The sequence below is a fragment of the Mycobacterium sp. E796 genome (assembly GCF_001672815.1).
Taxonomy (GTDB): domain Bacteria; phylum Actinomycetota; class Actinomycetes; order Mycobacteriales; family Mycobacteriaceae; genus Mycobacterium.
The window spans coordinates 11582-36442 of the sequence record NZ_LZKK01000195.1 but is presented as its reverse complement, the minus strand read 5'-3'; the positions used below and the strand labels follow the sequence as shown (position 1 = coordinate 36442).

The following is a 24861-nucleotide window of genomic DNA, read 5'->3' as shown; positions in this document are numbered from 1 at the left end:
GACGTGGCCCGCGCAGCGGGCATCAGCCGGCAGACCATCTACAACGAGTTCGGTTCGCGCCAGGGCCTGGCGCAGGGGTACGCCCTGCGCCTGGCCGATCGCCTGGTCGACGCGGTCGGATCCGCGATCAACGCCAACGTCGGCCACATCCACCAGGCGTTCCTGCAGGGTTTTCGCTCCTTCTTCGCGGAGTCGGCCGCCGACCCACTGGTGATCTCGCTGCTGACCGGCGTCGCCAAGCCGGACCTGCTGCAGATCATCACCACCGACAGCGGGCCCATCATTAACCGGGCGTCGGCGCGGCTGACCACGGCGCTGACCCAGAGCTGGGTGGCGACCAGCGACGAGGACGCCGGGGTGCTCGCCCGCGCCATCGTGCGGCTGGCGCTGAGCTACGTCTCCATGCCGCCGGAGGCCGATCATGACGTGGCGGCGGACCTGGCCCGGCTGATGACGCCGTTCGCGGAGCGTCATGGGGTCGCGGCTACAGTGGCGGAAGAACATACCTAAGCTAAGTACCGCTTGGCTCGAGCGAGCCCCCCAAACGTCGAAGAAGGAAGACCACGCTATGACGACGACCGAAAGCTCCCTGACCGCCGACGTCCGCAACGGCATCGATTTCAAGGTCGCCGACCTGTCGCTGGCCGATTACGGCCGCCGCGACATCGAGCTCTCAGAGCAGGAGATGCCGGGGCTGATGTCACTGCGCCGCGAGTACGCCGACGTGCAGCCGCTCAAGGGGGCGCGGATTTCCGGCTCGCTGCACATGACCGTGCAGACGGCCGTGCTCATCGAGACCCTGGTGTCGCTGGGCGCGCAGGTCCGGTGGGCGTCGTGCAACATCTTCTCCACCCAGGACCATGCCGCCGCCGCGGTGGTCGTCGGCCCGTACGGCACCCCGGAGGAGCCCAAGGGCGTCCCGGTGTTCGCCTGGAAGGGCGAGACGCTTGAGGAGTACTGGTGGGCCGCCGAGCAGATGCTGACCTGGCCTGACGAACCGGCCAACATGATCCTCGACGACGGCGGCGACGCCACCATGCTGGTGCTGCGCGGCGCGCAGTACGAGAAGGCCGGCGTGGTGCCGCCGGCCGAGGAGGACGACCCCACCGAGTGGAAGGTCTTCCTGGAGCTGCTGCGCAACCGCTTCGAGACCGACAAGGACAAGTGGACGAAGATCTCCGAGTCGGTCAAGGGCGTCACCGAGGAAACCACCACCGGCGTGCTGCGGCTCTACCAGTTCGCCGCGGCCGGTGACCTGGCTTTCCCGGCGATCAACGTCAACGACTCGGTCACCAAGTCGAAGTTCGACAACAAATACGGCTGCCGGCACTCCCTGATCGACGGCATCAACCGCGGCACCGACGTGCTGATCGGCGGCAAGAAGGTGCTGATCTGCGGCTACGGCGACGTCGGCAAGGGCTGCGCCGACTCGGTCAAGGGCCAGGGCGCGCGCGTCGTCGTCACCGAGATCGACCCGATCAACGCGCTGCAGGCCCTGATGGAGGGCTACGACGTCAAGACGGTCGAGGACGCGATCGGCGAGGCCGACATCGTCATCACCGCCACCGGCAACAAGGACATCATCACGCTCGAGCACATGAAGGCGATGAAGGACCACGCGGTGCTGGGCAACATCGGGCACTTCGACAACGAGATCCAGGTCGCCCAGCTGGAGAAGTCCGGCGCCACCAAGGTGAACATCCGCCCGCAGGTTGACGTGTGGACGTTCCCGGACAGCGGCAAGTCGATCATCCTGCTCTCCGAGGGCCGGCTGCTCAACCTCGGCAACGCCACCGGGCACCCGTCGTTCGTGATGAGCAACAGCTTCTCCAACCAGGTGATCGCGCAGATCGAGCTCTGGACCAAGAACGACGAGTACGACAACGAGGTGTACCGGCTGCCCAAGCACCTCGACGAGAAGGTGGCGCGCATCCACGTCGAGGCGCTCGGCGGCCAGCTGACCAAGCTGACCAAGGAGCAGGCCGAGTACATCGGCGTCGACGTCGACGGTCCCTACAAGGCCGACCACTACCGCTACTGAGTCGGGGCGAGCCCGATAGGCTCGCGCCGTGCTGATCGCGATCGAAGGGGTCGACGGCTCCGGCAAGCGGACGCTGTCCGACGGCCTGCGCAAGGCCTTCGAGGCCGCCGGCAAGTCGGTTGCCACGCTGGCGTTCCCGCGGTACGGGCAGTCGGTGACCGCCGACATCGCGGCCGAGGCGTTGCACGGCGGGCACGGCGACCTGGCGTCGTCGGTGTACGCGATGGCCACGCTGTTCGCGCTCGACCGCGCCGGCGCGATCGGGCAGATCGCGGCGCTGCGCCGTGACCACGACGTGGTGATCCTGGATCGCTACGTCGCCTCCAACGCGGCCTACAGCGCGGCGCGCCTGCACCAGGACGCGGCCGGGGAGGCGGCGGCGTGGGTGCACCGGCTCGAATACGAGCGGTTGGGATTGCCCGCGCCCGACTGGCAGGTGCTGCTCGCGGTGCCCGCCGAACTCGCCGCGCGCCGGGCCCGGCGCCGGGCCGAGCACGAGCCGGGCCGCGCGCGGGACAGCTACGAACGCGACGACGGGCTGCAGCAGCGCACCGGCGCGGTCTACGCCGAGCTGGCCGCGGCGGGCTGGGGCGGGCGGTGGCTGGTCGTCGACGCCGACGTCGATCCGGGGCGGTTGGCGGCGTCTTTGACCGCCGGCTAGCACAAAATTGTCACGATTTGGCCGTATCGAAGAAGAAACGCCCGTGTGGTGCGCCGAATTTGTCCCGATCTGGTGACACCATGGACTCCATGAGGCAAAGGATTTTGGTCGTCGACGACGACGCTTCGCTGGCCGAGATGCTCACCATCGTGCTGCGTGGGGAGGGCTTCGACACCGCGGTCATCGGCGACGGCACTCAGGCGCTGACCGCGGTGCGCGAGTTGCGCCCGGATCTGGTGCTGCTGGACCTGATGCTGCCGGGCATGAACGGCATCGACGTGTGCCGGGTGTTGCGCGCCGACTCCGGCGTGCCCATCGTGATGCTGACCGCCAAGACCGACACCGTGGACGTGGTGCTCGGCCTGGAGTCGGGCGCCGACGACTACATCATGAAGCCGTTCAAGCCCAAGGAGCTGGTCGCCCGGGTGCGCGCGCGGCTGCGGCGCAACGACGACGAGCCCGCCGAGATGCTTTCCATCGCCGATGTCGACATCGACGTGCCGGCGCACAAGGTCACCCGCAACGGCGAGCAGATCTCCCTCACACCGCTGGAGTTCGACCTGTTGGTCGCGCTGGCACGCAAACCGCGCCAGGTGTTTACTCGTGATGTGCTGCTCGAACAGGTGTGGGGGTATCGGCACCCGGCGGACACCCGCCTGGTGAACGTGCACGTCCAGCGTCTGCGGGCCAAGGTCGAGAAGGACCCTGAGAACCCGACCGTGGTGTTGACCGTTCGAGGAGTGGGATACAAGGCCGGACCTCCGTGATCCGGGAGGTTCCTTGATCTGGGGCTCTCGGCAACGCACTAGAAGTCGCTGGGGGCGCTCCGGCCCCATGACGCGGGGCATGGGCGCGGTGAGTCGGGTCGTCGGCGCTGCCTGGCGCCGATCGCTGCAATTGCGGGTCGTCGCGCTGACTCTGGGCCTGTCGCTCGCCGTCATCCTCGCGCTCGGCTTCGTGCTGACCAGCCAGGTGACCAACCGGGTGCTGGACGTGAAGGTCCGGGCCGCCATGGAGCAGATCGAGCGGGCGCGCACCACCGTCGCCGGCATCGTCAACGGCGAGGAGACCCGCTCGCTGGACAGCAGCCTGCAGCTGGCCCGCAACACGCTGACGTCCAAGACGGACCCCGCCTCGGGCGCCGGGCTGGCCGGCGCGTTCGACGCGGTGCTGATGGTGCCCGGCGACGGTCCGCGCGCCGCCAGCACGGCCGGACCCGTCGACCAGGTGCCCAACGCGTTGCGCGGCTTCGTCAAGGCCGGGCAGGCGGCGTATCAGTACGCCACCGTGCACACAGACGGGTTCTCCGGGCCGGCGCTGGTCATCGGCACGCCGACGTCGTCGCAGGTGGCCAACCTCGAGCTGTACCTGATCTTTCCGCTGAAGAACGAGCAGGCCACCATCCAGCTGGTGCGCGGCACGATGATCACCGGCGGCGCGGTGCTGCTGGTGCTGCTCGCCGGGATCGCGTTGCTGGTGTCCCGGCAGGTGGTGGTGCCGGTCCGGTCGGCGTCGCGGATCGCCGAGCGGTTCGCCGAGGGGCACCTGTCCGAACGGATGCCGGTGCGCGGCGAGGACGACATGGCGCGGCTGGCCGTGTCGTTCAACGACATGGCCGAAAGCCTGTCCCGCCAGATCACCCAGCTGGAGGAGTTCGGCAACCTGCAGCGCCGGTTCACCTCCGACGTCAGCCACGAACTTCGCACCCCGCTGACCACCGTGCGGATGGCCGCGGACCTGATCTACGACCACAGCGCCGACCTCGACCCCACCCTGGCCCGGTCCACCGAGCTGATGGTCAACGAGCTGGACCGGTTCGAGACGCTGCTCAACGACCTGCTGGAGATCTCCCGGCACGACGCCGGCGTGGCCGAGCTGTCCGTCGAGGCGGTGGACCTGCGCACCACCGTGCAAAGCGCGCTGGGCAACGTGGGACACCTGGCCGAGGACGCCGGCATCGAGCTGCTCGTCGACCTGCCCGACGAGGAGGTGATCGCCGAGGTCGACCCGCGCCGGGTGGAGCGGATCCTGCGCAACCTGATCGCCAACGCCATCGACCACGCCGAGCGCAAGCCGGTGCAGATCCGGATGGGCGTCGACGAGGACACCGTCGCGGTCACCGTCCGCGACTACGGGGTGGGTCTGCGGCCCGGCGAGGAGAAGCTGGTGTTCAGCCGGTTCTGGCGTTCGGACCCGTCGCGGGTGCGGCGTTCCGGCGGCACCGGGCTGGGACTGGCGATCAGCGTCGAGGACGCGCGGCTGCACCAGGGCCGGCTGGAGGCGTGGGGAGAGCCCGGAGAGGGGGCGTGCTTCCGGCTGACGCTGCCCCTGATTCGCGGTCACAAGGTCACCACCAGCCCGCTGCCCCTGAAGCCGATCCCCGAGCCGCCCTCGCCGACGCGCCCGGACCAACAGCGCCCGCGCGAGCACGCCGAGCGGAGCGTCTGATGCGACGGTTGCTCGCACTCCTATCGCTGGCGTTCGTCCTCGCCGGCTGCGCGGGGGTGCCCAGCTCGTCGGCCCCGCAGGCCATCGGCACGGTCGAGCGGCCGGCACCGTCCAATCTGCCCAAGCCGACCCCGGGCATGGACCCCGACGTGTTGCTGCGCGAATTCCTCAAGGCCACAGCCGATCCCGCGAACCGGCACCTGGCGGCCCGGCAATTTCTCACCCAGTCGGCGTCGAACGCGTGGGACGACGCCGGTAGCGCCCTGCTGATCGACCACGTGGTGTTCGTGGAAACCCGTGGCGCCGAACGGGTTTCGGCGACCATGCGCGCCGACATCCTGGGCTCGCTGTCCGACGTGGGCGTGTTCGAAACCGCCGAGGGCGTGCTGCCGGACCCGGGGCCGATCGAGCTCGTCAAGACGTCGGGGGGCTGGCGAATCGACCGGCTGCCCAACGGGGTCTTCCTGGACTGGCAGCAGTTCCAGTCCACCTACAAGCGCAACACGCTCTACTTCGCCGACCCGACCGGCAAGACCGTGGTGCCCGATCCGCGCTACGTCGCGGTGGCGGACCACGACCAGCTGGCCACCGAACTGGTGTCCAAGATGCTGGCCGGGCCGCGGCCCGAGATGGCCCACACCGTGCGCAACCTGTTGGCCCCGCCGCTGCGGCTGCGCGGCCCGGTCACCCGGGCCGACGGGGGCAAGAACGGCATCGGCAAGGGCTACGGCGGCGCCCGCATCGAGCTGGAGAAGTTGTCCACCACCGATCCGCACAGCAGGCAATTGCTTGCCGCACAGATCATCTGGACGCTGGCCCGGGCCGACATCCGGGGCCCGTACGTGATCAACGCCGACGGCGCGCCGCTGGACGACAGGTTCGCCGACGGGTGGACCACCTCCGACGTCGCCGCCACCGACCCGGGCGTGGCCGACGGGGCGGGCGCGGGGCTGCACGCCCTGGTCAACGGGTCGCTGGTCGGGCTCGACGGCCAGCACGCCAACACCGTGCCGGGGGCGTTCGGGCGGGTGGGCGACCAGACCGGCGCCGCGCTGTCGCGCAGCGGGCGGCAGGTGGCGTCGGTCGTCACGCTGCGCCGCGGCGCCCCGGACCAGGCGGCGTCGCTGTGGATCGGCGACCTCGGCGGCGAGGCGGTCCAGGCCGCCGACGGGCACAGCCTGACGCGGCCCAGCTGGTCGCTGGACGACGCCGTATGGGTGGTGGTCGACAACAACAACGTGCTGCGGGCGATTCAGGAACCGGCGTCGGGGCAGCCCGCGCGCATCCCGGTGGATTCCGCGGTGGTGGCCTCCACCTTCCCCGGGCCGATCACCGACCTGCAGCTGTCCCGCGACAGCACGCGCGCCGCGATGGTGATCAACGGCCAGGTGATCCTCGCCGGTGTGGAGCAGACCCAGGCCGGGCAGTACGCGTTGACCTACCCGCGGCGGCTGGGTTTCGGCCTCGGCAACTCGGTGGTCTCGCTGTCCTGGCGGACCGGCGATGACATCGTGGTGACCCGCACCGACGCCAGCCACCCGGTGTCCTACGTCAACCTCGACGGGGTGAACTCCGATGCGCCGACCCGCGGCCTGCAGATGCCGGTCACGACGGTCGCGGCCAACCCGTCGGCCGTCTACGTCGCGGCCCCCGAAGGGGTGCTGCAGTATTCGGCGTCGGCCCCCGAAAGCCAGCAGAGCTGGTCGGAGGTGTCCGGGTTGTCGGTGCCCGGGGCACTGCCGGTGCTGCCGGGCTGAGCGGCCCCAGCCGAATTACGCGGCGTCCTGGCCGAATAGCGCTTGGTCGCATGATCGGCGTCGCGCGGCAATGCGGGTGGGGCTAGCGTCGCGTTTACCAGCATGAAAGCGCTCGCTAGAGAGTCTGGAGCTTCGCGGTGTTTGATCGATTCACCTTGGCGGACTTGGCCGTTCCGGTGTTCGGCGCGCCCATGGCGGGTGGGCCTTCGACACCGGCGCTGGCCGCCGCGGTATCGAATGCGGGCGGCCTTGGATTCCTGGCGGGCGGCATGTCGTCCGCGACGGCGCTGGCCGACGCGATCGTCGCGGCGAGAGGGCTGACATCAGGACCGTTGGGCGTGAACTTGTTTGTGCCGCAAGGGACGACGGCTGAAGCGGGCCAGCTCGCCGCGTTCGCGAAAGCCGTGGCGCGCGAAGCGCACCACTACGGTGTATCGCTCGAAGAGCCTTCCGTCTCTGCGTATGACGACGAATGGGACGCGAAACTCGATGTAGTGCGCGAGCTTCGGCCGGAGGTGGTGTCATTCACCTTCGGCTCGCCCGGCCCCGCGGTGTGCAGGTCGATGCACGACTGCGGCGTCTCGACCGTCGCTACCGTCACCACCGTTCGCGAGGCGGTGATCGCGCTGAACTGCGGAGTGGAGGCCCTGGTGGCCCAGGGCCCCGACGCGGGCGGGCATCGGGCGACGTTCGACCCGCTCGCCGCGCCGCCCCACGATTCGCTCGACGACCTCGTCTCCGCCCTGGTGGCCTGTTTCGATCGACCTGTCGTCGCCGCCGGGGGCCTCGGGGGGCCCGACGACGTGGGGCGGCTGCGCGACGCCGGCGCCGCCGGCGTCCAGCTCGGCACGGCGTTCCTGCTCGCCGACGAGGCCGGAACCAACGCCGTGCACCGCGCGGCGTTACGTGATCCGGCGTTCGCCGAGACGGCGGTCACGCGAGTCTTCACCGGGCGCTGCGCGCGCGCCTTGCGCAACCGGTTCATCGACACGTATGACGCCGATGCGATATCCGGGTTCCCTCAGGTGGCGATGCTCACCGCGCCGCTTCAGGCCGCCGCGCTGAAAATCGGTGATCCACACGGCGTCGCGATGTGGGCGGGCACGGCCTTCCGCACGGCCAAAGCGGGCCCGGCCGCCGACATCTTGCATTACATGGCGGGCTGACCGCCCCGAGCAACCAGGGAGGTTGGCGCACAATGGAATCTGGCTACGGCAAAGTCGCGGTCATTACCGGCGCATCGCGAGGGATCGGCGCGGGCCTGGTCGAGGCATACCGCAAGCGGGGCTACGGGGTGGTCGCCACGTCGCGCACCATCACGGCCTCACCCCACCCCGAAGTCCACTGCGTGGCAGCGGATATCGGTGCACCCGGCACGCCCGAACTTCTCGTCGACGAGGCGCTGGCACGGTTCGGCCGCATCGACACGCTGGTCAACAACGCCGGCATCTTCCTCGCGAAGCCCTTCACCCGCTACACGCCCGAGGACTACGGGTTGGTGACGTCGGTCAACACGCTCGGCTTCTTCGGGATCACGCAGCGCGTCGTCGCCCAACTCCTCGCGCAGGGGAGCGGCGGCCACATCGTCAACATCACCACCACGCTGGTGGAACACGCGCATTCCGGCGTCCCCTCGGCATTGACCGCACTCACCAAGGGCGGGCTGACCGCCGTCACCAAATCGCTGGCCATCGAATACGCCCGCGAAGGCATACGCGTCAACGCGATTTCTCCCGGCGTCATCGACACCCCCTTGCACGCCGGTGTGGACGCATCCGCCGCGTACGCGGGCATGCATCCGCAGCGGCGGATCGGCGCCATCGCCGACGTCGTGCAGGGCGCGCTCTATCTGGAGACTGCGCCGTTCGTCACCGGCGAGATCCTGCACATCGACGGCGGACAGAGCGCGGGCCACTGATATTCGATGAGCGACGCGAAGATCCGCCGCGCGCGATGCGGCAAACCCGGTGGCCGCGGCTGCGTGGCCGGCGCCACCGCGACCATACCGGCACACGATTGAAGGAGTAATCCCATGGCACGCACCCGTTATGGCTCGCTCGCCGCCGGCGGCCTGAATTGGAACAGCCTGCCGCTGAGGCTGTTTGCTGGCGGCAATGCCAAGAGCTGGAACCCGGCCGACATCGACTTTTCCGCCGACCGCGCCGACTGGGACGCGCTGTCGGATAGCGAACGCGACTACGCCGTCCGGCTGTGCGCCCAGTTCATCGCCGGGGAGGAAGCGGTCACCGAGGACATCCAACCCTTCATGTCCGCTATGCGGGCCGAGGGACGGCTCGGCGACGAGGTGTACCTGACCCAGTTCGCGTTCGAGGAGGCCAAGCACACCCAAGGGTTTCGACTGTGGCTCGACGCCGTCGGGATCACCGACGACCTGCACCGGTACCTCGACGAATTGCCAAGTTACAAACTGATATTCAACGAGGAGCTGCCCGACTCGCTCGGCGTTCTGGCCGCCGATCCCACACCCGCGGCCCAGGTCCGCGCCTCCGCGACGTACAACCACGTCGTGGAGGGCATGTTGGCCCTGACCGGCTATCACGCCTGGAACACGATCTGCGTGCGGCGCCGAATCCTGCCCGGCATGCGGGAGTTGATCCGGCGCATCAGTGATGACGAGCGACGCCACATGGCCTGGGGCACCTTCACGTGCCGTCGCCATGTCGCCGCCGACGATGGGAATTGGGCGGTGTTCGAGGCCCGGATGAACGAGCTCATCCCGCTGGCGCTGCACCTCACCGAGGAAGCGTTCGCACTTTACGGTGCCGCTGCTCCGTTCGGCCTGAAGGTGGACGAGTTCCTGACATATTCCTCCGCCAAGGGCCTGCGGCGGTTCGGCACCATCTCGAGCGCTCGCGGGCGTCCGATCGGCGACATCGATCTCGACTACTCGCCGCTGCAACTCGAGGACGCCTTTGCCGACGAGGACCAACGAGCCCTGGCCGGTTCTGAGAACTAGGGCGAAGCCGTCGGAGTTGACCCGCTATTGTGCAGGGCTGATACACACAGCTTATCGTCGCATATGTAGGATTTATCAACGTATGTCCTTATCTGGCAATACTCTTCACGTTTTTCACTCCGGGCTGTTGCTTTCTGTGAGTGGATGTTGATATCCCCGCTACTGGGAGTAACGCCCGGGTAACAAGCGAAAATTACTGTCAGGAACGCACATTGGCGTCGCAGAAATAGATTTAAATCCAAAATTCCTGCAGGAAACCGTTTTCCGATTTTTCGCCGGGCGGATCAGTGCGGGCAATATGGCTGCGCGAGTGGCTCGATGGCGGGCGGCCCCAGAGGCAATCGAAACGGAGGAACACGTTGATTGTTCACGCGGACACCATGGGCGGCACGGCTGCACCCATCGCGCCGACCGTCGCGCAGACCCGCTGGCTTCAGCTCGGCCTTGGGCTGGTGTGCATGATGGCGATATCGAGTCCCCAGTACGTGTGGACGCTGATGACCAAGCCACTTGGCACCAAACTCGGGATTGCCTTGCCCGAATTGCAGGTTACGTTCTCGATTCTGGTGCTGTTACAGGCGTTTTTCTCGCCGTTCCAGGGTGCGCTGGTCGACCGCTTCGGGCCCCGCCGGTTGATCTCGATCGGCACGCTGCTGGCGGGCGCGAGCTGGGTGCTCGCTTCTTACGCGCATACCGTGTCGATGTTGTATCTCACCTATGGCGGCGTCGGCGGTCTCGGCACGGGGATTGTGTATGTCGGCGTCGTGGGGCTGATGGTCCGGTGGTTTCCCGATCGACGCGGATTCGCCGCCGGTGTGGTGGCGGCCGGGTACGGGATGGGCGCGATTTTGACGACTTTTCCGATAGCCTCGTCGCTGGCCGCGCGTGGCGTCGAGTCGACGTTGTGGCTCTTCGGCATCGTGTTCGCCGCCGTCGGTTTCGTTGCCGCACAGGGGTTGCGGGTGCCGCCGGCGGATCTCGAGTTGAACGTACCGAGCGCCCAGCCGTCCGCCGCGCGGCGTGATTACCGGCCCGCCGAGATGCTCAAGCGACCGCTCTTCTGGCTGATGTTCTTCATGATGACGATGATGGCCACTTCGGGCCTGATGGTCACGTCACAGATGGCTACGTTCGCGACCGACTTCGGTGTGAGCAAGGTCCTGGTGTTCGGGCTCGCCGCGCTGCCGCTGGCCTTGACCATCGACCGCTTCACGAACGGGCTGACGCGGCCGTTTTTCGGTTGGGTATCGGACCGCCTGGGCCGTGAAAACACCATGGCGTTTGCCTTCGCGCTGGAGGCTGTCGCCATGACGCTCTGGTTGCTGACACGACACGACGCCACGCTGTTCGTCCTCCTGTCGGGTTTGGTGTTCTTCGGGTGGGGTGAGATCTTCTCGCTGTTCCCATCCACCTTGACCGATACGTTCGGGGCCCGTTACGCGACGGCGAACTATGGCTGGCTCTACATTTCGTTCGGGATCGGTTCGGTCTTCGGTGGTCCGCTCGCTGCGCTGCTGCATCAGCACGCCGGGAGCTGGATTCCGGTGTTCGGGTGTGCGATCGCGCTCGATCTGGGAACCGCGGCGCTGGCCGTCTTCGTGTTGAAGCCGGCGCGTCGGCGTTTCGTCGAAGCCGCACCGATCGCGGCGTCGTGAGCGGCACTCAGTATTAGTTGTCGGCCGTGCCCGCCACACTGACTCCCGTGCTCGATCTCATCCTGCCGCTGGAATGCGGCGGCTGCGGGGCGCCGTCGACCCGCTGGTGCGACGCCTGCGCGGCGGAGCTCGACGTCAGGGCCGACGAGCCGCACGTCGTCAACCCCCGCATCGAACCCGAGGCGCCGGTGTTCGCGCTGGGTCGCTACGCCGGCGCGCGGCGCGCGGCGATCCTCGCGCTGAAGGAGAACGGGCGGGGTGACCTGGTCGGCCCGCTGGCGCGGGCGCTGGCCGTCGGGATCCACCGGCTGCTGACCTGGGGGATGGTCGAGGCGCCGCTGACGATCGTGCCCGCGCCGACGAGGCGTTCGGCTGCGCGGGCACGCGGCGGCGACCCCGTCACCCGGCTGGCGCGCGCCGCGGTGGCCGGGCACCCCGACATCGCCGTCGCGCCGGCGCTGCGGATGAAGGCCCTGGCCCGCGACTCCGTCGGCCTCGGCACCTCGGCCCGCGAGCGCAACATCGCCGGCCGCGTGGTCCTGCGCGGGTGGCGGGCGCGCCCCGAAACGCCCGAGGTCATCGTCGTCGACGACGTCGTCACGACCGGGGCGACGGCCCGCGAGTCGGTGCGGACGCTGCGCGCCGCCGGGATCCGCGTGGCCGCGGTGCTGGCGATCGCGGCCGCGTGAAGCCGCCCTTCTCCGTTGACGGGCCAAGCGCATGTGAAGAACTCGCAACAGCTGCCCGGAATTGGTGGCATCCCAAGGCGAACACGAGCTAACGTCGAGGACAACCTTCAGGAACATCTTCGGCCCGGCGCAACGTAGTCGTCGATTCCCGGGTTGATACGCCACACGCGGAGGGGGTGAGAATCCGACACCTTGCATCGGCGGGCAGCCTGCGGCGGTGACCTGAAGAAACCGCTCCCAACCCCCCGTCGGCGCGTCATGTAGGAAGCCGGCACGCACCGCGTGCGACGTGGAAAAGGAAACGAGTTGACACGTATGTCAAGGCTTACCGTGGATTCCGGTCAGACTCTCGACCAAGCGCCGGCAGAAAGCAGCGAGCCGGCCGAGCCGACCCTCAACGCCGAAGTCGTGTTCAAGGGCCGCAACGTCGAAATCCCCGATCATTACCGCTTCTACGTCTCGCAAAAACTCGCCCGCCTCGAACGATTCGATCGGTCCATCTATCTCTTCGACGTCGAGCTCAAACACGCGCCCAACCGCCGTCAGCGCAAGTCCTGTCAACGCGTCGAAATCACCGCGCGCGGGCGCGGCCCGGTCAGTCGCGCGGAGGCCTGCGCCGACAGCTTCTACGCGGCCTTCGAGTCCGCGGTCGACAAGCTCGAGAACCGGCTGCGCCGCGCCAAGGACCGCCGCAAGGTGCACTACGGCGACAAGACGCCGGTGTCGCTGGCCGCCGCCACCGCGGCGGCGCCGCTTCCCGCGAAGGCCTTCAACTCCGAACCCGTCGAGCCGCACCAACACGACGGCGCGGGGGTCGAGCACGGCGAGCTGCAAGACCACGAGCCGGGCCGGGTGGTCCGCACCAAGGAACACCAGGCCACGCCCATGACGGTCGACGAGGCGCTCTACGAGATGGAGCTGGTCGGGCACAACTTCTTCTTGTTCTACGACAAGGAGACCGAACGGCCGTCCGTCGTGTACCGCCGGCACGCCTACGACTACGGGCTGATCAGGCTGGCCTGACGTTCAGCGACGTTTGAGGGCCTTAACTGCCTCTTCACCTAGGATGGATGCCGCCTCGCAAAAAGAGGAAGACTCCAACCCACAGGGGATATAGCTGTGCTGTCGAAGTTGCTGCGCCTTGGTGAAGGTCGCATGGTCAAGCGCCTCAAGCGGGTGGCCGACTATGTCAACACGTTGTCCGACGACGTCGAGAAGCTCACCGACGCCGAGCTGAGGGCCAAGACCGACGAGTTCCGGCAGCGCCTCAACGACGAGAAAAACCCCGAAACCCTGGACGACCTGCTGCCCGAGGCGTTCGCCGTGGCCCGCGAGGCCGCGTGGCGGGTCTTGGACCAGCGCCCCTTCGACGTGCAGGTGATGGGCGCGGCCGCGCTGCACCTGGGCAACGTCGCCGAGATGAAGACCGGTGAGGGCAAGACCCTGACCTGCGTGTTGCCCGCCTACCTCAACGCGCTGGCCGGCAAGGGCGTGCACGTCGTCACGGTCAACGACTACCTGGCCAAACGCGACAGCGAGTGGATGGGCCGCGTGCACCGCTTCCTCGGGCTGGACGTCGGCGTGATCCTGGCGCAGATGACGCCCGACGAGCGGCGGGTGGCCTACAACGCCGACATCACCTACGGCACCAACAACGAGTTCGGCTTCGACTACCTGCGCGACAACATGGCGCATTCGCTCGACGACCTGGTGCAGCGCGGGCACAACTTCGCCATCGTGGACGAGGTCGACTCCATCCTCATCGACGAGGCCCGCACCCCGCTGATCATCTCCGGCCCGGCCGACGGCGCCTCCAACTGGTACACCGAGTTCGCCCGCATCGCGCCGCTGATGCAAAAGGACGTCCACTACGAGGTCGACCTGCGCAAACGGACCGTCGGCGTGCACGAGAAGGGCGTCGAGTTCGTCGAGGACCAGCTCGGCATCGACAACCTCTACGAGGCGGCGAACTCGCCGCTGGTCAGCTACCTCAACAACGCGCTGAAGGCCAAGGAGCTGTTCAACCGCGACAAGGACTACATCGTCCGCGACGGCGAGGTGCTCATCGTCGATGAGTTCACCGGCCGCGTGCTGATCGGCCGCCGCTACAACGAGGGCATGCACCAGGCCATCGAGGCCAAGGAGCACGTCGAGATCAAGGCCGAGAACCAGACGCTGGCCACCATCACGCTGCAGAACTACTTCCGCCTCTACGACAAGCTGGCCGGCATGACCGGTACCGCCCAGACCGAGGCGGCCGAGCTGCACGAGATCTACAAGCTGGGCGTGGTCTCGATCCCGACCAACAAGCCGATGATCCGCACCGACCAGTCCGACCTCATCTACAAGACCGAGGAAGCCAAGTACATCGCGGTGGTCGACGACGTCGAGGAGCGCTACGAGAAGGGCCAGCCGGTCCTGATCGGCACCACCAGCGTCGAGCGCTCGGAGTACCTGTCGCGCCAGTTCCACAAACGCGGCATCAAGCACAACGTGCTCAACGCCAAGTACCACGAGCAGGAGGCGGGCATCATCGCCGTGGCGGGCCGCCGCGGCGGCATCACCGTCGCCACCAACATGGCCGGCCGCGGCACCGACATCGTGCTGGGCGGCAACGTCGACTTCCTCACCGACCAGCGGCTGCGGGCCCGCGGCCTCGACCCCGTCGAGACGCCCGAGGAGTACGAGGCGGCCTGGCACGAGGAGCTGCCCATCGTCAAGGAGGAGGCCGGCGCGGAGGCCGAGGAGGTGATCGAGGCCGGCGGCCTGTACGTGCTGGGCACCGAGCGCCACGAGTCGCGGCGCATCGACAACCAGCTGCGCGGCCGGTCCGGCCGGCAGGGCGACCCGGGGGAGTCGCGCTTCTACCTGTCGCTGAGCGACGAGCTGATGCGCCGCTTCAACGGCGCCGCGCTGGAGGCGATGCTCAACCGGCTGAACCTGCCCGACGACGTGCCGATCGAGAACAAGATGGTGACCCGCGCCATCAAGAGCGCCCAGACCCAGGTCGAGCAGCAGAACTTCGAGGTCAGAAAGAACGTCCTCAAGTACGACGAGGTGATGAACCAGCAGCGCAAGGTGGTCTACGCCGAGCGCCGCCGCATCCTGGAGGGCGAGAACCTCAAGGACCAGGCGCTGGACATGGTCCGCGACGTGGTCACCGCCTACGTCGACGGCGCGACCGCCGAGGGCTACGCCGAGGACTGGGACCTGGACGCGCTGTGGACGGCGCTCAAGACGCTGTACCCGGTCGGCATTGCGCACGAGACGTTGACCCACCCCGACGCCGACTCCGACCGCGACGACCTCACCCGCGACGAGCTGCTCGACGCGCTGCTCAAGGACGCCGAAAGGGCTTACGCCGCAAGGGAAGCCGAGCTCGAGGAGATCGCCGGCGAGGGTGCGATGCGTCAGCTGGAGCGCAACGTGTTACTCAACGTCATCGACCGCAAGTGGCGCGAGCACCTCTACGAGATGGACTACCTCAAGGAGGGCATCGGGCTGCGGGCGATGGCGCAGCGCGATCCGCTGGTGGAGTACCAGCGCGAGGGCTACGACATGTTCATGGCCATGCTCGACGGCATGAAGGAGGAGTCGGTCGGCTTCCTGTTCAACGTCACCGTCGAAGCGGTGCCCACCCCGCAGGTCGCCCCGCAGCCGACGCCCGAGGGCCTGGCGGACCTGGGGACCGGTGCCGGCGGGCAGCCCGATGACCAAGGTGAAGCGCCCGCCGCGGCCCGCGAGGAGGCCCCAAGCATGTTGCGCGCCAAGGGCATTGATGACGAGGCGCCCGCGCTGACGTATTCGGGACCGTCCGAGGACGGCTCGGCGCAGGTGCAGCGCAACGGCGGTGGCGCCCAGAAGGCGCCGGCCGGTGTGCCCGGGGGCGCCAGCCGCCGCGAGCGTCGTGCGGCCGCGCGCCAGCAGGGGCGCGGCGCCAAGCCGCCGAAGTCGGTCAAGCGCCGCTAGCCCGGCGCCGAAAGGCCGACACTAGTCAGAATTGACTAGGGCTCGTCGCGCGAAGTTGAGGCAAATGAGCTATATGCCAAAGTGCCTGCGCGATCGACACTTGGGCCATGAAGCGTTACTTGACTCTTGCTTACGGCGCGGCGGCCTACTTGCTGTTCCTCGTCGCCTTTCTGTATCTCGTTGCCTTCGTGGCCAATCTGTGGGTGCCGCGCACCGTCGATCACGGGCTCCCGTCGCCCATCGTCGAGGCCACCGTGGTCAACGTGTTGCTGGTCGCGGCGTTCGGAATCCAGCACAGCGTCATGGCGCGCCCGGCGTTCAAGGCGTGGTGGATCCGGTACGTGCCGCGCTCGGTAGAGCGCAGCACCTACGTGGTGCTCTCGAGCGCCGTGCTGCTGCTGCTCTATTGGCAGTGGCGGACGATGCCGGCGGTCGTTTGGGACGTGCGGCTGCCGGCGGCGCGCGTGCTGCTGTGGGGATTGTTCTGGCTGGGTTGGGTTATCGCGCTGGGCGCGACGTTCATGATCAACCACTTCGACCTGTTCGGGCTGCGGCAGGTGTATCTGGCGTGGTGCCAAAAGCCTTACACCGAGCTACATTTCCGCACTCATCTGTTCTATCGGTTGGTGCGCCATCCGCTCATGCTGGGCTTCCTCATCGCGTTCTGGGCGGCCCCCACGATGACGGCCGGGCACCTGCTCTTCTCGATCGCGATGACGGGCTACATCCTGATCGCCGTGCACATCGAAGAGCGCGGCCTCGTCGCGGCGCTGGGCAGCGACTACCGCCAGTACCGTCGCGAGGTCCCCATGCTGGTCCCGGTCAAGCACCGGCCGCGCCGGCGCACGGCGGAAGCGCTTGGCCAGCACTAGCTCTCGGAGAGCGTTGAAAGGTCATCTCGACGCTCTGCCCGGCGTTGGCCAATTGATCACGTGCCGGATACCTGGGCATGCCACCGTACCGGTGTGCAAACCGGGTCGCGGGTCGCTCAATCGCGCTGGGTGGACCGATTCCACCAGTGGTGCGAGGCGGTCGTCAATCGGCTTCCGTTCGGGCTCGGATCGGTCGTTGCGCCCACGTTTCTCGGCTTCTGCCTGATCAACGGGCTCACCTTCGGCGTCGATTTGGCGATCCTCACGGGGCTGCGCGGCGGTCTCGGCCTTCCGGTGCCGATCGCCGTCACCGTGGCCTACGCCTGCGCCTTCGCGCTCAGCTACGTGCTCAATCGCACCTTCAACTTTCAGTCCCACGCGCCGGTCGGACAACAGCTCGCCGTCTACGTCGTGGTGGTCGTCGTCAACTACCTGGCGCTGATCCTCGGGGTTTCCAGCGCGCTGACCGCGATCGGGGTGCAATACCAGCTGTCGCGAGTGCTGGCGGGTGTCTGCGAAGCCGTGTACATGTACTGCGCGATGCGATGGGTGGTCTTCCGCCGTTGACGGCCTTAGGATCGACCTCCCGCTAGCCCTCGGTGGAGGAACGTCGCCATGCCCACGCAAGCCAAGCCCGCGTCGCCGCTTCGCACCGTCTTCGGCACCGATAGGGCCCGCTCGTCGCTCGTGATCGGCGCGCTCGGTGTCGTGTTCGGCGACCTCGGAACCAGCCCGATCTACACGATCCAGACGATCTTCGACCCGCACGACCCGCACCCGATACCGATCACCACCGCCAACCTGTACGGCGTTGTGTCCCTCGTTTTTTGGTCGGTGATGATCATCGTCACCCTCACCTACGTCACCCTGGTGATGCGTGCCGACAACGACGGCGAGGGTGGCATCATGGCGCTCATCACCCTCGTGCGCCGGCTGGGCGTCAACCGGAGTCGTCGCATGGTCGTGATTCTGGCGGCGCTCGGCATCTTCGGCGCCTCACTGTTTTTCGGCGACAGCATGATCACTCCAGCCATCTCGGTGATCTCGTCGGTGGAGGGTCTCAAGGTTGTCGAGCCGCGATTGGGTGACTGGGTCGTGCCGATCACCGCGGTGATCATCGTTATTCTCTTCGCCTTTCAGAGCCGCGGCACCGCCGCGATCGGACGCTTGTTCGGGCCGGTCATGATCGTGTGGTTCATCGCGATTGGGGTTTGCGGCATCGAGGGCATATCCACGCATCCGGCAATTCTCAAGGCGTTGTCACCCGCATATGCGCTGACGTTCATGGTCACCTACCCCGCCACCGCCTTTTTTGCGCTGGCCGCGGTCGTGCTGGCGGTGACGGGCGCCGAGGCGCTTTATGCGGACATGGGCCACTTCGGCCGACCGGCAATCACCCGCGCGTGGCTGTTTGTGGTCCTTCCCGCGTGCATGCTCAGTTACTTCGGCCAGACCGCGCTGCTGCTGGGCAACAACAGCGTCACCGATGCGCCTTTCTTCCTGCTCGCACCGGGCTGGGCGCGGTTGCCGATGGTGCTGCTGGCGACCGCGGCAACGGTGATCGCCTCCCAGGCGGTGATCACCGGGGCCTACTCGGTGGCGTCGCAGGCCGCTCAGCTTGGCTACCTGCCCCGGGTGCGGGTCGTCCACACGTCCGAGTCGACGATCGGACAGATCTACGTGCCGTGGATCAACGGGCTGCTTATGGTCGCGGTGCTGATCCTGGTGTTCGCGTTCCGCAGCTCCGCGGCACTGGCGTTCGCATACGGCATGGCGGTGACCGGGACGATCACCATTACAACCCTGCTCTTTTTCTTCGTTGCCCGCGAACGGTGGAAGACCCCCCTGTGGCTGATCGTGACAGGCGCCGGCGCGTTGTTGACGGTCGACCTGCTGTTCTTGGCGGCGAACCTGACCAAGCTGGTGCACGGCGCCTGGCTACCGCTTCTGATCGCGGCCACGGCTTTCACCGTGATGACGACATGGCAGCGGGGCAGCGATCTCGTCACTCAAGCGCGGGCCAAAGCGGAGGGACCGCTGCGCGAATTCGTCGACCAGCTCGCCCGCTGCAAGCCACCGCTGCTGCGAACACCCGGGACGGCGGTGTTCCTCAACCGCGGCAAACAGACCGCGCCGCTGGCGATGCGGGCCAACGTCGAACACAACCGGGTGCTGCACGAGCATTCGGTGATCATGTCGATCGAGACGTTGCCGGCGCCGCGGGTGGCGGACGAGGACCGAATCGAGGTCGATTCCCTGGGCTATGCCGAAGACGGGGTCGTGCACGTCACCGCGAAGTTCGGCTACATGGAACGGCCCAACATCCCGGCCGCGCTGCGCCTGCTCGACCCGAAGCAGACCGAGGGTCGGATCGCCGTCGACGAGGCCTCGTATTTCCTCTCGAAGCTGGAGCTCAGGGCCGGCCCCGCGCCGACCATGGCGCCGTGGCGCAAGCGCCTCTTCATCGCCACCGCCTACATCGCCGCCGACGCCGCCGAATACTTCGGCCTGCCCATCGACCGGACGGTGGTCATGGGCGCGCGCATTCAGGTGTAGCTCAGATGTTTTCACGCCCTTCCGGCTGGAAGGATGGACGGCATGGATGTCAAGGAGGTGTTGCTGCCCGGGGTCGGTCTTCGGTACGAATTCACCAGCCACACCGGTGACCGCATCGGGATCATCGCCCGCCGCGGCGGCGATTTCGACGTCGTCCTGTACGGCCCCGACGATCCCGACCAGGCCAGACCCGTCCTGCACCTGACCGGCGCCGAGGCCGAGGCGGTCGCCCAGATCCTGGGCGCGCCGCGCATCGCGGAGCGGTTCACCGAGCTTTCCCGGGGGCTGCCGGGCATCGAGACGGGACAGGTCCACATCGTGGCCGGCAGCCCGTTCGTCGGACACCCGCTGGGTGACACCCGCGCCCGGACCCGCACCGGGGCGTCGATCGTCGCCATCGTGCGCAACGAGGAAGTGCTCGCCTCGCCCGGCCCGGCCGAAATGTTGCGCGCGCGAGACGTTCTGATCGTGATCGGCACCGAGGACGGCATCGCCGGTGTCGAGCGGATCATCGACAAGGGTTGAGCCGGTGCAGGTTTCGGGGGCGCTACTGTTTCAACTCGGCGCCCTCCTGGCCACTCTCGCCGTATTGGGCGCAGTGGCAAGGCGTTTCGCATTGTCCCCCATACCGGTCTACCTGTTGGCGGGTCTGTCGCTGGGCAAGGGTGGCCTGCTGCCGGTGGCCGCGGCGGGCGAGTTCATCGCGACGGCCGCGCCCATCGGCATCGTGCTGTTGCTGTTGACCCTGGGCCTGGAATTCTCGGCGACCGAGTTCGCGAGCAGCCTGCGACACCACCTGCCATCCGCCGGTGTCGACATCGTCCTCAACGCCACTCCCGGCGCGGTGGCCGGCTGGCTGCTGGGGCTGGACCGCGTCGCCATCCTCGCTTTGGCCGGAGTCACCTACATCTCGTCGTCGGGCGTCATCGCGCGCGTGCTGGTCGACCTGGGCCGGCTCGGCAACCGGGAAACGCCGGCGGTGCTCTCGGTGCTCGTGCTCGAGGACTTCGCGATGGCGGCCTACCTGCCGTTGTTCGCGGTGCTGGCGTCGGGCGGGGGCTGGGTGCCCGCCGTCGTCGGCATGGCCGCCGCGGTCGGTGCGCTGCTGGCCGCGTTCGCCGCCTCCTACCGCTGGGGCCACCACGTCGGCAGGCTGGTCGAACACCCCGATTCCGAGCAGCTGTTGCTGCGGGTGTTGGGCATCACCCTGATGGTGGCCGCGGTGGCGGAGGTCTTGCACGCGTCGGCCGCCGTCGGCGCCTTCCTGGTGGGCCTGACCCTGACCGGCGCGACGGCCGACCGGGCCCGCCAGGTACTCGGCCCGCTGCGCGACTTGTTCGCCGCCATCTTCTTCCTCGCGATCGGCCTCTCCGTCGACCCGCACGAGCTCTTACCGATGCTCCCGGCGGCGCTGGTCCTGGCCGCCGTCACCGCGGCCACCAAGGTGGCCACCGGAATGCTCGCCGCCCGCCGCGACGGCGTGGCGCGGCGCGGGCAGCTGCGCGCGGGCGCCGCGCTCATCGCGAGGGGCGAGTTCTCGTTGATCATCATCGGCCTGGTGGGTACCTCGATCCCCGCCGTCGCCGCGCTGGCGACCTCGTATGTCTTCGTCATGGCGATCATGGGTCCGGTGCTGGCCCGGTACGCGGGCGGGCGCGCCGCTAACTAACCCCCAACTAACCGATGTGCAGGGCCACCATCTGCCAGCCCCCGCTGGAGGGCACCCGTTCCACGCGGCACGCGATGGCGTGGATTCGGTCGCCGCGGCTGTAGGACCCGAAGACCTCGGCCGCGGCCTCGGGCTCGCGGCGCCCGGAGGGTTGTAGCCGCAGCCGGCGCAGCACCGCCGTCGCGTCACGCCCGCGCGCGCGGCCGGCCGCCGAAGCGCCGATCGCGACCACCGAGTCCACCAGGCCGGGCGTCAGCATGGGGCGCAGCTGCGCCGCGGGACGGCGGCGGTCGAGGACCTCCAGCACCCGGCGCAGCGCGGCGTCGGCGAAGGCCGCCGCCTGGCGCATCGCCGCCGACGGTCTCGGTGGTTTGACGGCTTGGCCGGCCAGGGGGCGGCGGGGCGCACGCGCGCGGCGGCGCGGCGCCGGATGGGGTGGCTGCCGGGACTGGGGGACGTCCCGCCTGGGCGGCTCGTAGTCGACGACGGGCGTCACGGCGAAAACGGTCAACGCGCACTCTCCATGGATCGCACGATGCCTGCTGGAGAGTGGCAGACGGGGCTGGTAAGTCGTCATCATGGCACAGGTCGGTCCGGCGCGTATCCGCTCGATTACCGTGGGCGGGTACATCCGTTCACCGAAGGAACCGAGGACGAATTGACCAGGAGGGACGCGCCGTAATGGTGACCCGGTTGTCCCCGACGGACGCGTCCTTCTATCGGCTCGAGAACACGGCGACCCCAATGTACGTGGGGGCGCTGTCCATCCTGCAGCGCCCGCGTGCCGGGCTGAGCTACGAGACGCTGCTGGCCACCGTCGAACAGCGACTGCCCCAGATACCGCGTTACCGGCAGAAGGTCCGGGAGGTGCGGATCGGCGCGGCCAGGCCGGTGTGGCTGGACGACAACGATTTCGACATCACCTATCACGTGCGGCGATCGGCGCTCCCGTCCCCGGGCAGCGACGAGCAGCTGCACGAGCTGATCGCGCGGCTGGCCGCGCGGCCGCTCGACAAGTCGCGGCCGCTGTGGGAGATGTACCTGGTCGAGGGCCTGGCCAAGAACCGGATCGCGCTGTACACGAAATCTCACCAGGCGCTGATCAACGGCATGACGGCAGTGGAGATCGGCCACGTCATCGCCGACCGGACGCGCCGCCCGCCGCCATTCCCCGAGGACATCTGGGTACCGGAACGCGACCCCGGTAACACGCGGTTGGTGTTGGGTGCGATCGGCGACTGGATCGCGAGGCCGGGAACGCAGCTGCAGTCCGTGGGTTCGGCGGTGGCCGGTCTGGTCACGAACCATGACGAGCTGCTCGAAGCCGGCCGCCGCGCCGTCGACATCGCGCGGGCGGTGGCGCGGGGCACCGCGCCCAGCAGCCCGCTGAACGCGACCGTCTCGCGGCACCGGAGGTTCACGGTCGCTCGCGGCAAACTCGAGGACTACCGGGCCGTGCGCGCGCGCTATGACTGCGACATCAACGACGTGGTGCTCGCCGTCGTGACCGGCGCGCTGGGCAACTGGCTGCTGTCCCGCGGTGTGGCGGTGTCACCGACCGCGACGATCCGCGCGATGGCGCCGCTGTCCATCTACGCCGACGACGGTCTCGACTCGACCGGCCCGGGCCAGACGATCAGTCAGGTCACGCCGTTCCTGGTGGATCTGCCGGTGGGGGAGGCGAACCCGGTGGTGCGGCTGTCGCAGATCGCCCACGCCACCGAGTCCAACCCGACCGCCGGCAGCCTGGTGGACGCCCGGACCATCGTGACCCTGTCGGGCTTCGCGCCACCGACCCTGCACGCCATGGGCATCCGCGTCGCCACCGGTTTCCCGAGCTTTTCCAAGCGGACGTTCAACCTCTTGATCACCAACGCCCCGGGAGCCCAGTCGCAGATGTACATCGCCGGCGCCAAGCTGCTGGAGACCTACGCCGTCCCGCCGCTGCTGCACAACCAGGCGCTGGCGATCAGCGTGACGTCTTACAACGGCATGCTGTATTTCGGGATCAACGCCGACCGCGAGGCGATGAGCGACGTCGACTTGTTGCCGGGACTGTTGAGCCAATCCCTCGAGGAACTTCTCGAAGCTTCCCGCTGATTAGTCGGGGTGAAAATCGGTGCCTGGTTCTATGATTCGTAATTGTGAGCACCGTGACAAATGACGGGGCGTCGGCGAAGGCGAGTGGGAAGAAATCGACCACCGCGACCACGCGTAAAATCTCCGACGATGTCTACCGAGCCGAAATATTCCGGCTGCAAACGGAATTCGTGAAATTGCAGGAGTGGGCGCGCCACGTCGGCGCGCGTGTCGTGGTCATTTTCGAGGGCCGGGACGGGGCGGGCAAGGGCGGAACGATCAAGCGGATCACCGAATACCTGAACCCGCGCGTCGCCCGGATCGCGGCGTTGCCCGCGCCGAGCGACCGGGAGCGGGGCCAGTGGTATTACCAGCGCTACATCGCGCACCTGCCCGCCAGAGGCGAAATCGTGCTCTTCGATCGCTCGTGGTACAACCGCGCCGGCGTGGAAAAGGTGATGGGGTTCTGCACGCCGCAGGAGTATGTGCTCTTCTTGCGGCAGACGCCCATCTTCGAGCAGATGCTGATCGACGACGGGATCCTGTTGCGCAAGTACTGGTTCTCCGTGTCCGAGGCCGAGCAGCTGCGCCGGTTCAAGGCGCGCCTGAATGACCCTGTCCGCCAATGGAAACTCAGCCCAATGGACATGGAGTCGCTGTACCGCTGGGAGGACTACTCGCGCGCCAAAGACGAGATGATGGTCCACACCGACACCCCGGTAAGCCCTTGGTACATAGTGGAATCCGACATCAAGAAGCACGCGCGGCTGAACATGATGGCTCATCTGCTGTCCACGATCGAGTACTACGACGTGGGCCGGCCCAAGGTCAAGCTGCCCAAGCAGCCGGTGGTGGCCGAGAACTACCAGCGCCCGCCACGCGAGCTGTCGAACTACGTCGACAACTACGCGGCCACGTTGGTCGGGGGCTGATGATCCAGGTCTACATCCCGGCCACCCTGGAGATGTTGCAGCGGCTCGTCGCCGACGGCTCCCTCTGGCCGGTCAACGGCACCGCGTTCGCGGTGACGCCGGCGTTGCGCGAGGCCTACGCCGAGGGCGACGACGACGAACTCGCCGACGTGGCGCTGCGCGAGGCGGCGCTGGGGTCGCTGCGACTGCTCGCCGCTGGCCCTGCGGAAGGGGCCGACACCGGCCTGCCGCCCCGGCGCGCGGTACTGGCAGCGGAGGTCGAGGAGGCCAAGTACCGTCCCGATCTCGACGACGCCGTCGTCCGCCTGGGCGCGCCCGTCACCCTCGACCAGGTGGTCGCCGCCTACGTCGACAACTCCGCCGCCGAGCCGGACGTCATCCGGGCCATCGAGATCATCGACGCCGCCGACCTCGGCGACGAGGACGCCGAGCTGATCGTTGGCGACGCGCTGGACCACGACCTGGCCTGGTATGCGAATCAGGAGTTGCCGTTCCTGCTTGACCTGCTCTGACGGCCCGAATGTGACGAATCCCGACTAGCTACGACACCGTAGGT

Annotated in this window: 22 protein-coding genes; 21 read left to right on the top strand and 1 reads right to left on the bottom strand. The window is 67.9% G+C overall.

Annotation, left to right across the window (positions count from 1 at the left end; translation table 11 throughout):
* The 18 genes from A5706_RS14905 to A5706_RS14820 form a co-directional block, all read left to right on the top strand.
* Nucleotides 1-510: TetR family transcriptional regulator (locus A5706_RS14905; protein WP_068131919.1), on the top strand; the 510-nt coding region annotated here is incomplete at its 5' end.
* Nucleotides 511-568: 58 nt separating this feature from the next.
* The gene (gene ahcY, locus A5706_RS14900; RefSeq protein ID WP_068131905.1) at nt 569-2041 is read left to right on the top strand and encodes an adenosylhomocysteinase; all 1473 of its coding nucleotides are present in this window, start codon (nt 569-571) and stop codon (nt 2039-2041) included.
* 28 nt (nt 2042-2069) lie between these two features.
* A complete protein-coding gene (locus A5706_RS14895) occupies nt 2070-2702 on the top strand; it encodes a dTMP kinase (protein ID WP_068131901.1) in 633 nt (210 codons plus the stop codon).
* A gap of 80 nt (nt 2703-2782) precedes the next feature.
* Nucleotides 2783-3469, top strand: coding sequence for a two-component system response regulator MtrA (gene mtrA / locus A5706_RS14890; protein WP_055576516.1), 687 nt, complete (start codon nt 2783-2785; stop codon nt 3467-3469).
* Between the two features lie 13 nt (nt 3470-3482).
* The gene (gene mtrB, locus A5706_RS14885; protein WP_082964390.1) at nt 3483-5150 is read left to right on the top strand and encodes an MtrAB system histidine kinase MtrB; all 1668 of its coding nucleotides are present in this window, start codon (nt 3483-3485) and stop codon (nt 5148-5150) included.
* Nucleotides 5150-6907 (top strand): MtrAB system accessory lipoprotein LpqB, encoded by a 1758-nt coding sequence (gene lpqB, locus A5706_RS14880; protein ID WP_156767133.1) that lies wholly within the window; start codon nt 5150-5152, stop codon nt 6905-6907. The genes mtrB and lpqB overlap by 1 nt, the downstream gene beginning before the upstream one ends.
* 137 nt (nt 6908-7044) lie before the next feature.
* Entirely contained in the window at nt 7045-8073 is a 1029-nt protein-coding gene (locus A5706_RS14875) for a nitronate monooxygenase (RefSeq protein ID WP_255406314.1), read from the top strand.
* Nucleotides 8074-8105: 32 nt separating this feature from the next.
* The gene (locus A5706_RS14870; RefSeq protein WP_068131897.1) at nt 8106-8825 is read left to right on the top strand and encodes an SDR family NAD(P)-dependent oxidoreductase; all 720 of its coding nucleotides are present in this window, start codon (nt 8106-8108) and stop codon (nt 8823-8825) included.
* 114 nt (nt 8826-8939) lie between these two features.
* The gene (locus tag A5706_RS14865; protein WP_068131896.1) at nt 8940-9884 is read left to right on the top strand and encodes a R2-like ligand-binding oxidase; all 945 of its coding nucleotides are present in this window, start codon (nt 8940-8942) and stop codon (nt 9882-9884) included.
* A 359-nt stretch (nt 9885-10243) separates the two neighbouring features.
* The gene (gene oxlT, locus A5706_RS14860) at nt 10244-11539 is read left to right on the top strand and encodes an oxalate/formate MFS antiporter (protein ID WP_197517835.1); all 1296 of its coding nucleotides are present in this window, start codon (nt 10244-10246) and stop codon (nt 11537-11539) included.
* A 47-nt stretch (nt 11540-11586) separates the two neighbouring features.
* A complete protein-coding gene (locus A5706_RS14855) occupies nt 11587-12228 on the top strand; it encodes a ComF family protein (protein WP_068131915.1) in 642 nt (213 codons plus the stop codon).
* Between the two features lie 330 nt (nt 12229-12558).
* Complete coding sequence (hpf, locus tag A5706_RS14850) at nt 12559-13251, top strand: ribosome hibernation-promoting factor, HPF/YfiA family (RefSeq protein WP_068131893.1); 693 nt, start codon at nt 12559-12561, stop codon at nt 13249-13251.
* Nucleotides 13252-13347: 96 nt separating this feature from the next.
* Complete coding sequence (gene secA / locus A5706_RS14845; RefSeq protein ID WP_068131891.1) at nt 13348-16197, top strand: preprotein translocase subunit SecA; 2850 nt, start codon at nt 13348-13350, stop codon at nt 16195-16197.
* A 107-nt stretch (nt 16198-16304) separates the two neighbouring features.
* Nucleotides 16305-17069: a methanethiol S-methyltransferase gene (gene mddA / locus A5706_RS14840; RefSeq protein ID WP_068131890.1), complete on the top strand. Its 765-nt coding sequence runs from the start codon at nt 16305-16307 to the stop codon at nt 17067-17069.
* Nucleotides 17070-17162: 93 nt separating this feature from the next.
* Nucleotides 17163-17636: a GtrA family protein gene (locus tag A5706_RS14835; protein ID WP_068131889.1), complete on the top strand. Its 474-nt coding sequence runs from the start codon at nt 17163-17165 to the stop codon at nt 17634-17636.
* A gap of 48 nt (nt 17637-17684) precedes the next feature.
* Nucleotides 17685-19625: a potassium transporter Kup gene (locus A5706_RS14830; protein WP_068131888.1), complete on the top strand. Its 1941-nt coding sequence runs from the start codon at nt 17685-17687 to the stop codon at nt 19623-19625.
* A gap of 42 nt (nt 19626-19667) precedes the next feature.
* On the top strand, nt 19668-20150 hold the full coding sequence (locus A5706_RS14825; protein ID WP_068131914.1) for a cation:proton antiporter regulatory subunit: 483 nt from the start codon (nt 19668-19670) through the stop codon (nt 20148-20150).
* A gap of 4 nt (nt 20151-20154) precedes the next feature.
* On the top strand, nt 20155-21294 hold the full coding sequence (locus A5706_RS14820; RefSeq protein WP_068131887.1) for a cation:proton antiporter: 1140 nt from the start codon (nt 20155-20157) through the stop codon (nt 21292-21294).
* 7 nt (nt 21295-21301) lie between these two features.
* Here the strand turns inward: A5706_RS14820 and A5706_RS14815 are convergent, their stop codons facing one another.
* Complete coding sequence (locus tag A5706_RS14815; protein WP_082964389.1) at nt 21302-21805, bottom strand: Rv3235 family protein; 504 nt, start codon at nt 21803-21805, stop codon at nt 21302-21304.
* 170 nt (nt 21806-21975) lie between these two features.
* Between A5706_RS14815 and A5706_RS14810 the strand changes: the two genes are divergently transcribed.
* The 3 genes from A5706_RS14810 to A5706_RS14800 are packed head-to-tail and all read left to right on the top strand — an operon-like array spanning nt 21976 to nt 24817.
* Nucleotides 21976-23394 (top strand): wax ester/triacylglycerol synthase family O-acyltransferase, encoded by a 1419-nt coding sequence (locus tag A5706_RS14810; protein WP_068131881.1) that lies wholly within the window; start codon nt 21976-21978, stop codon nt 23392-23394.
* Nucleotides 23395-23438: 44 nt separating this feature from the next.
* The gene (gene ppk2, locus A5706_RS14805) at nt 23439-24305 is read left to right on the top strand and encodes a polyphosphate kinase 2 (RefSeq protein WP_068131879.1); all 867 of its coding nucleotides are present in this window, start codon (nt 23439-23441) and stop codon (nt 24303-24305) included.
* Entirely contained in the window at nt 24305-24817 is a 513-nt protein-coding gene (locus tag A5706_RS14800; RefSeq protein ID WP_068131877.1) for a hypothetical protein, read from the top strand. The genes ppk2 and A5706_RS14800 overlap by 1 nt, the downstream gene beginning before the upstream one ends.
* Nucleotides 24818-24861: the final 44 nt, after the last annotated feature.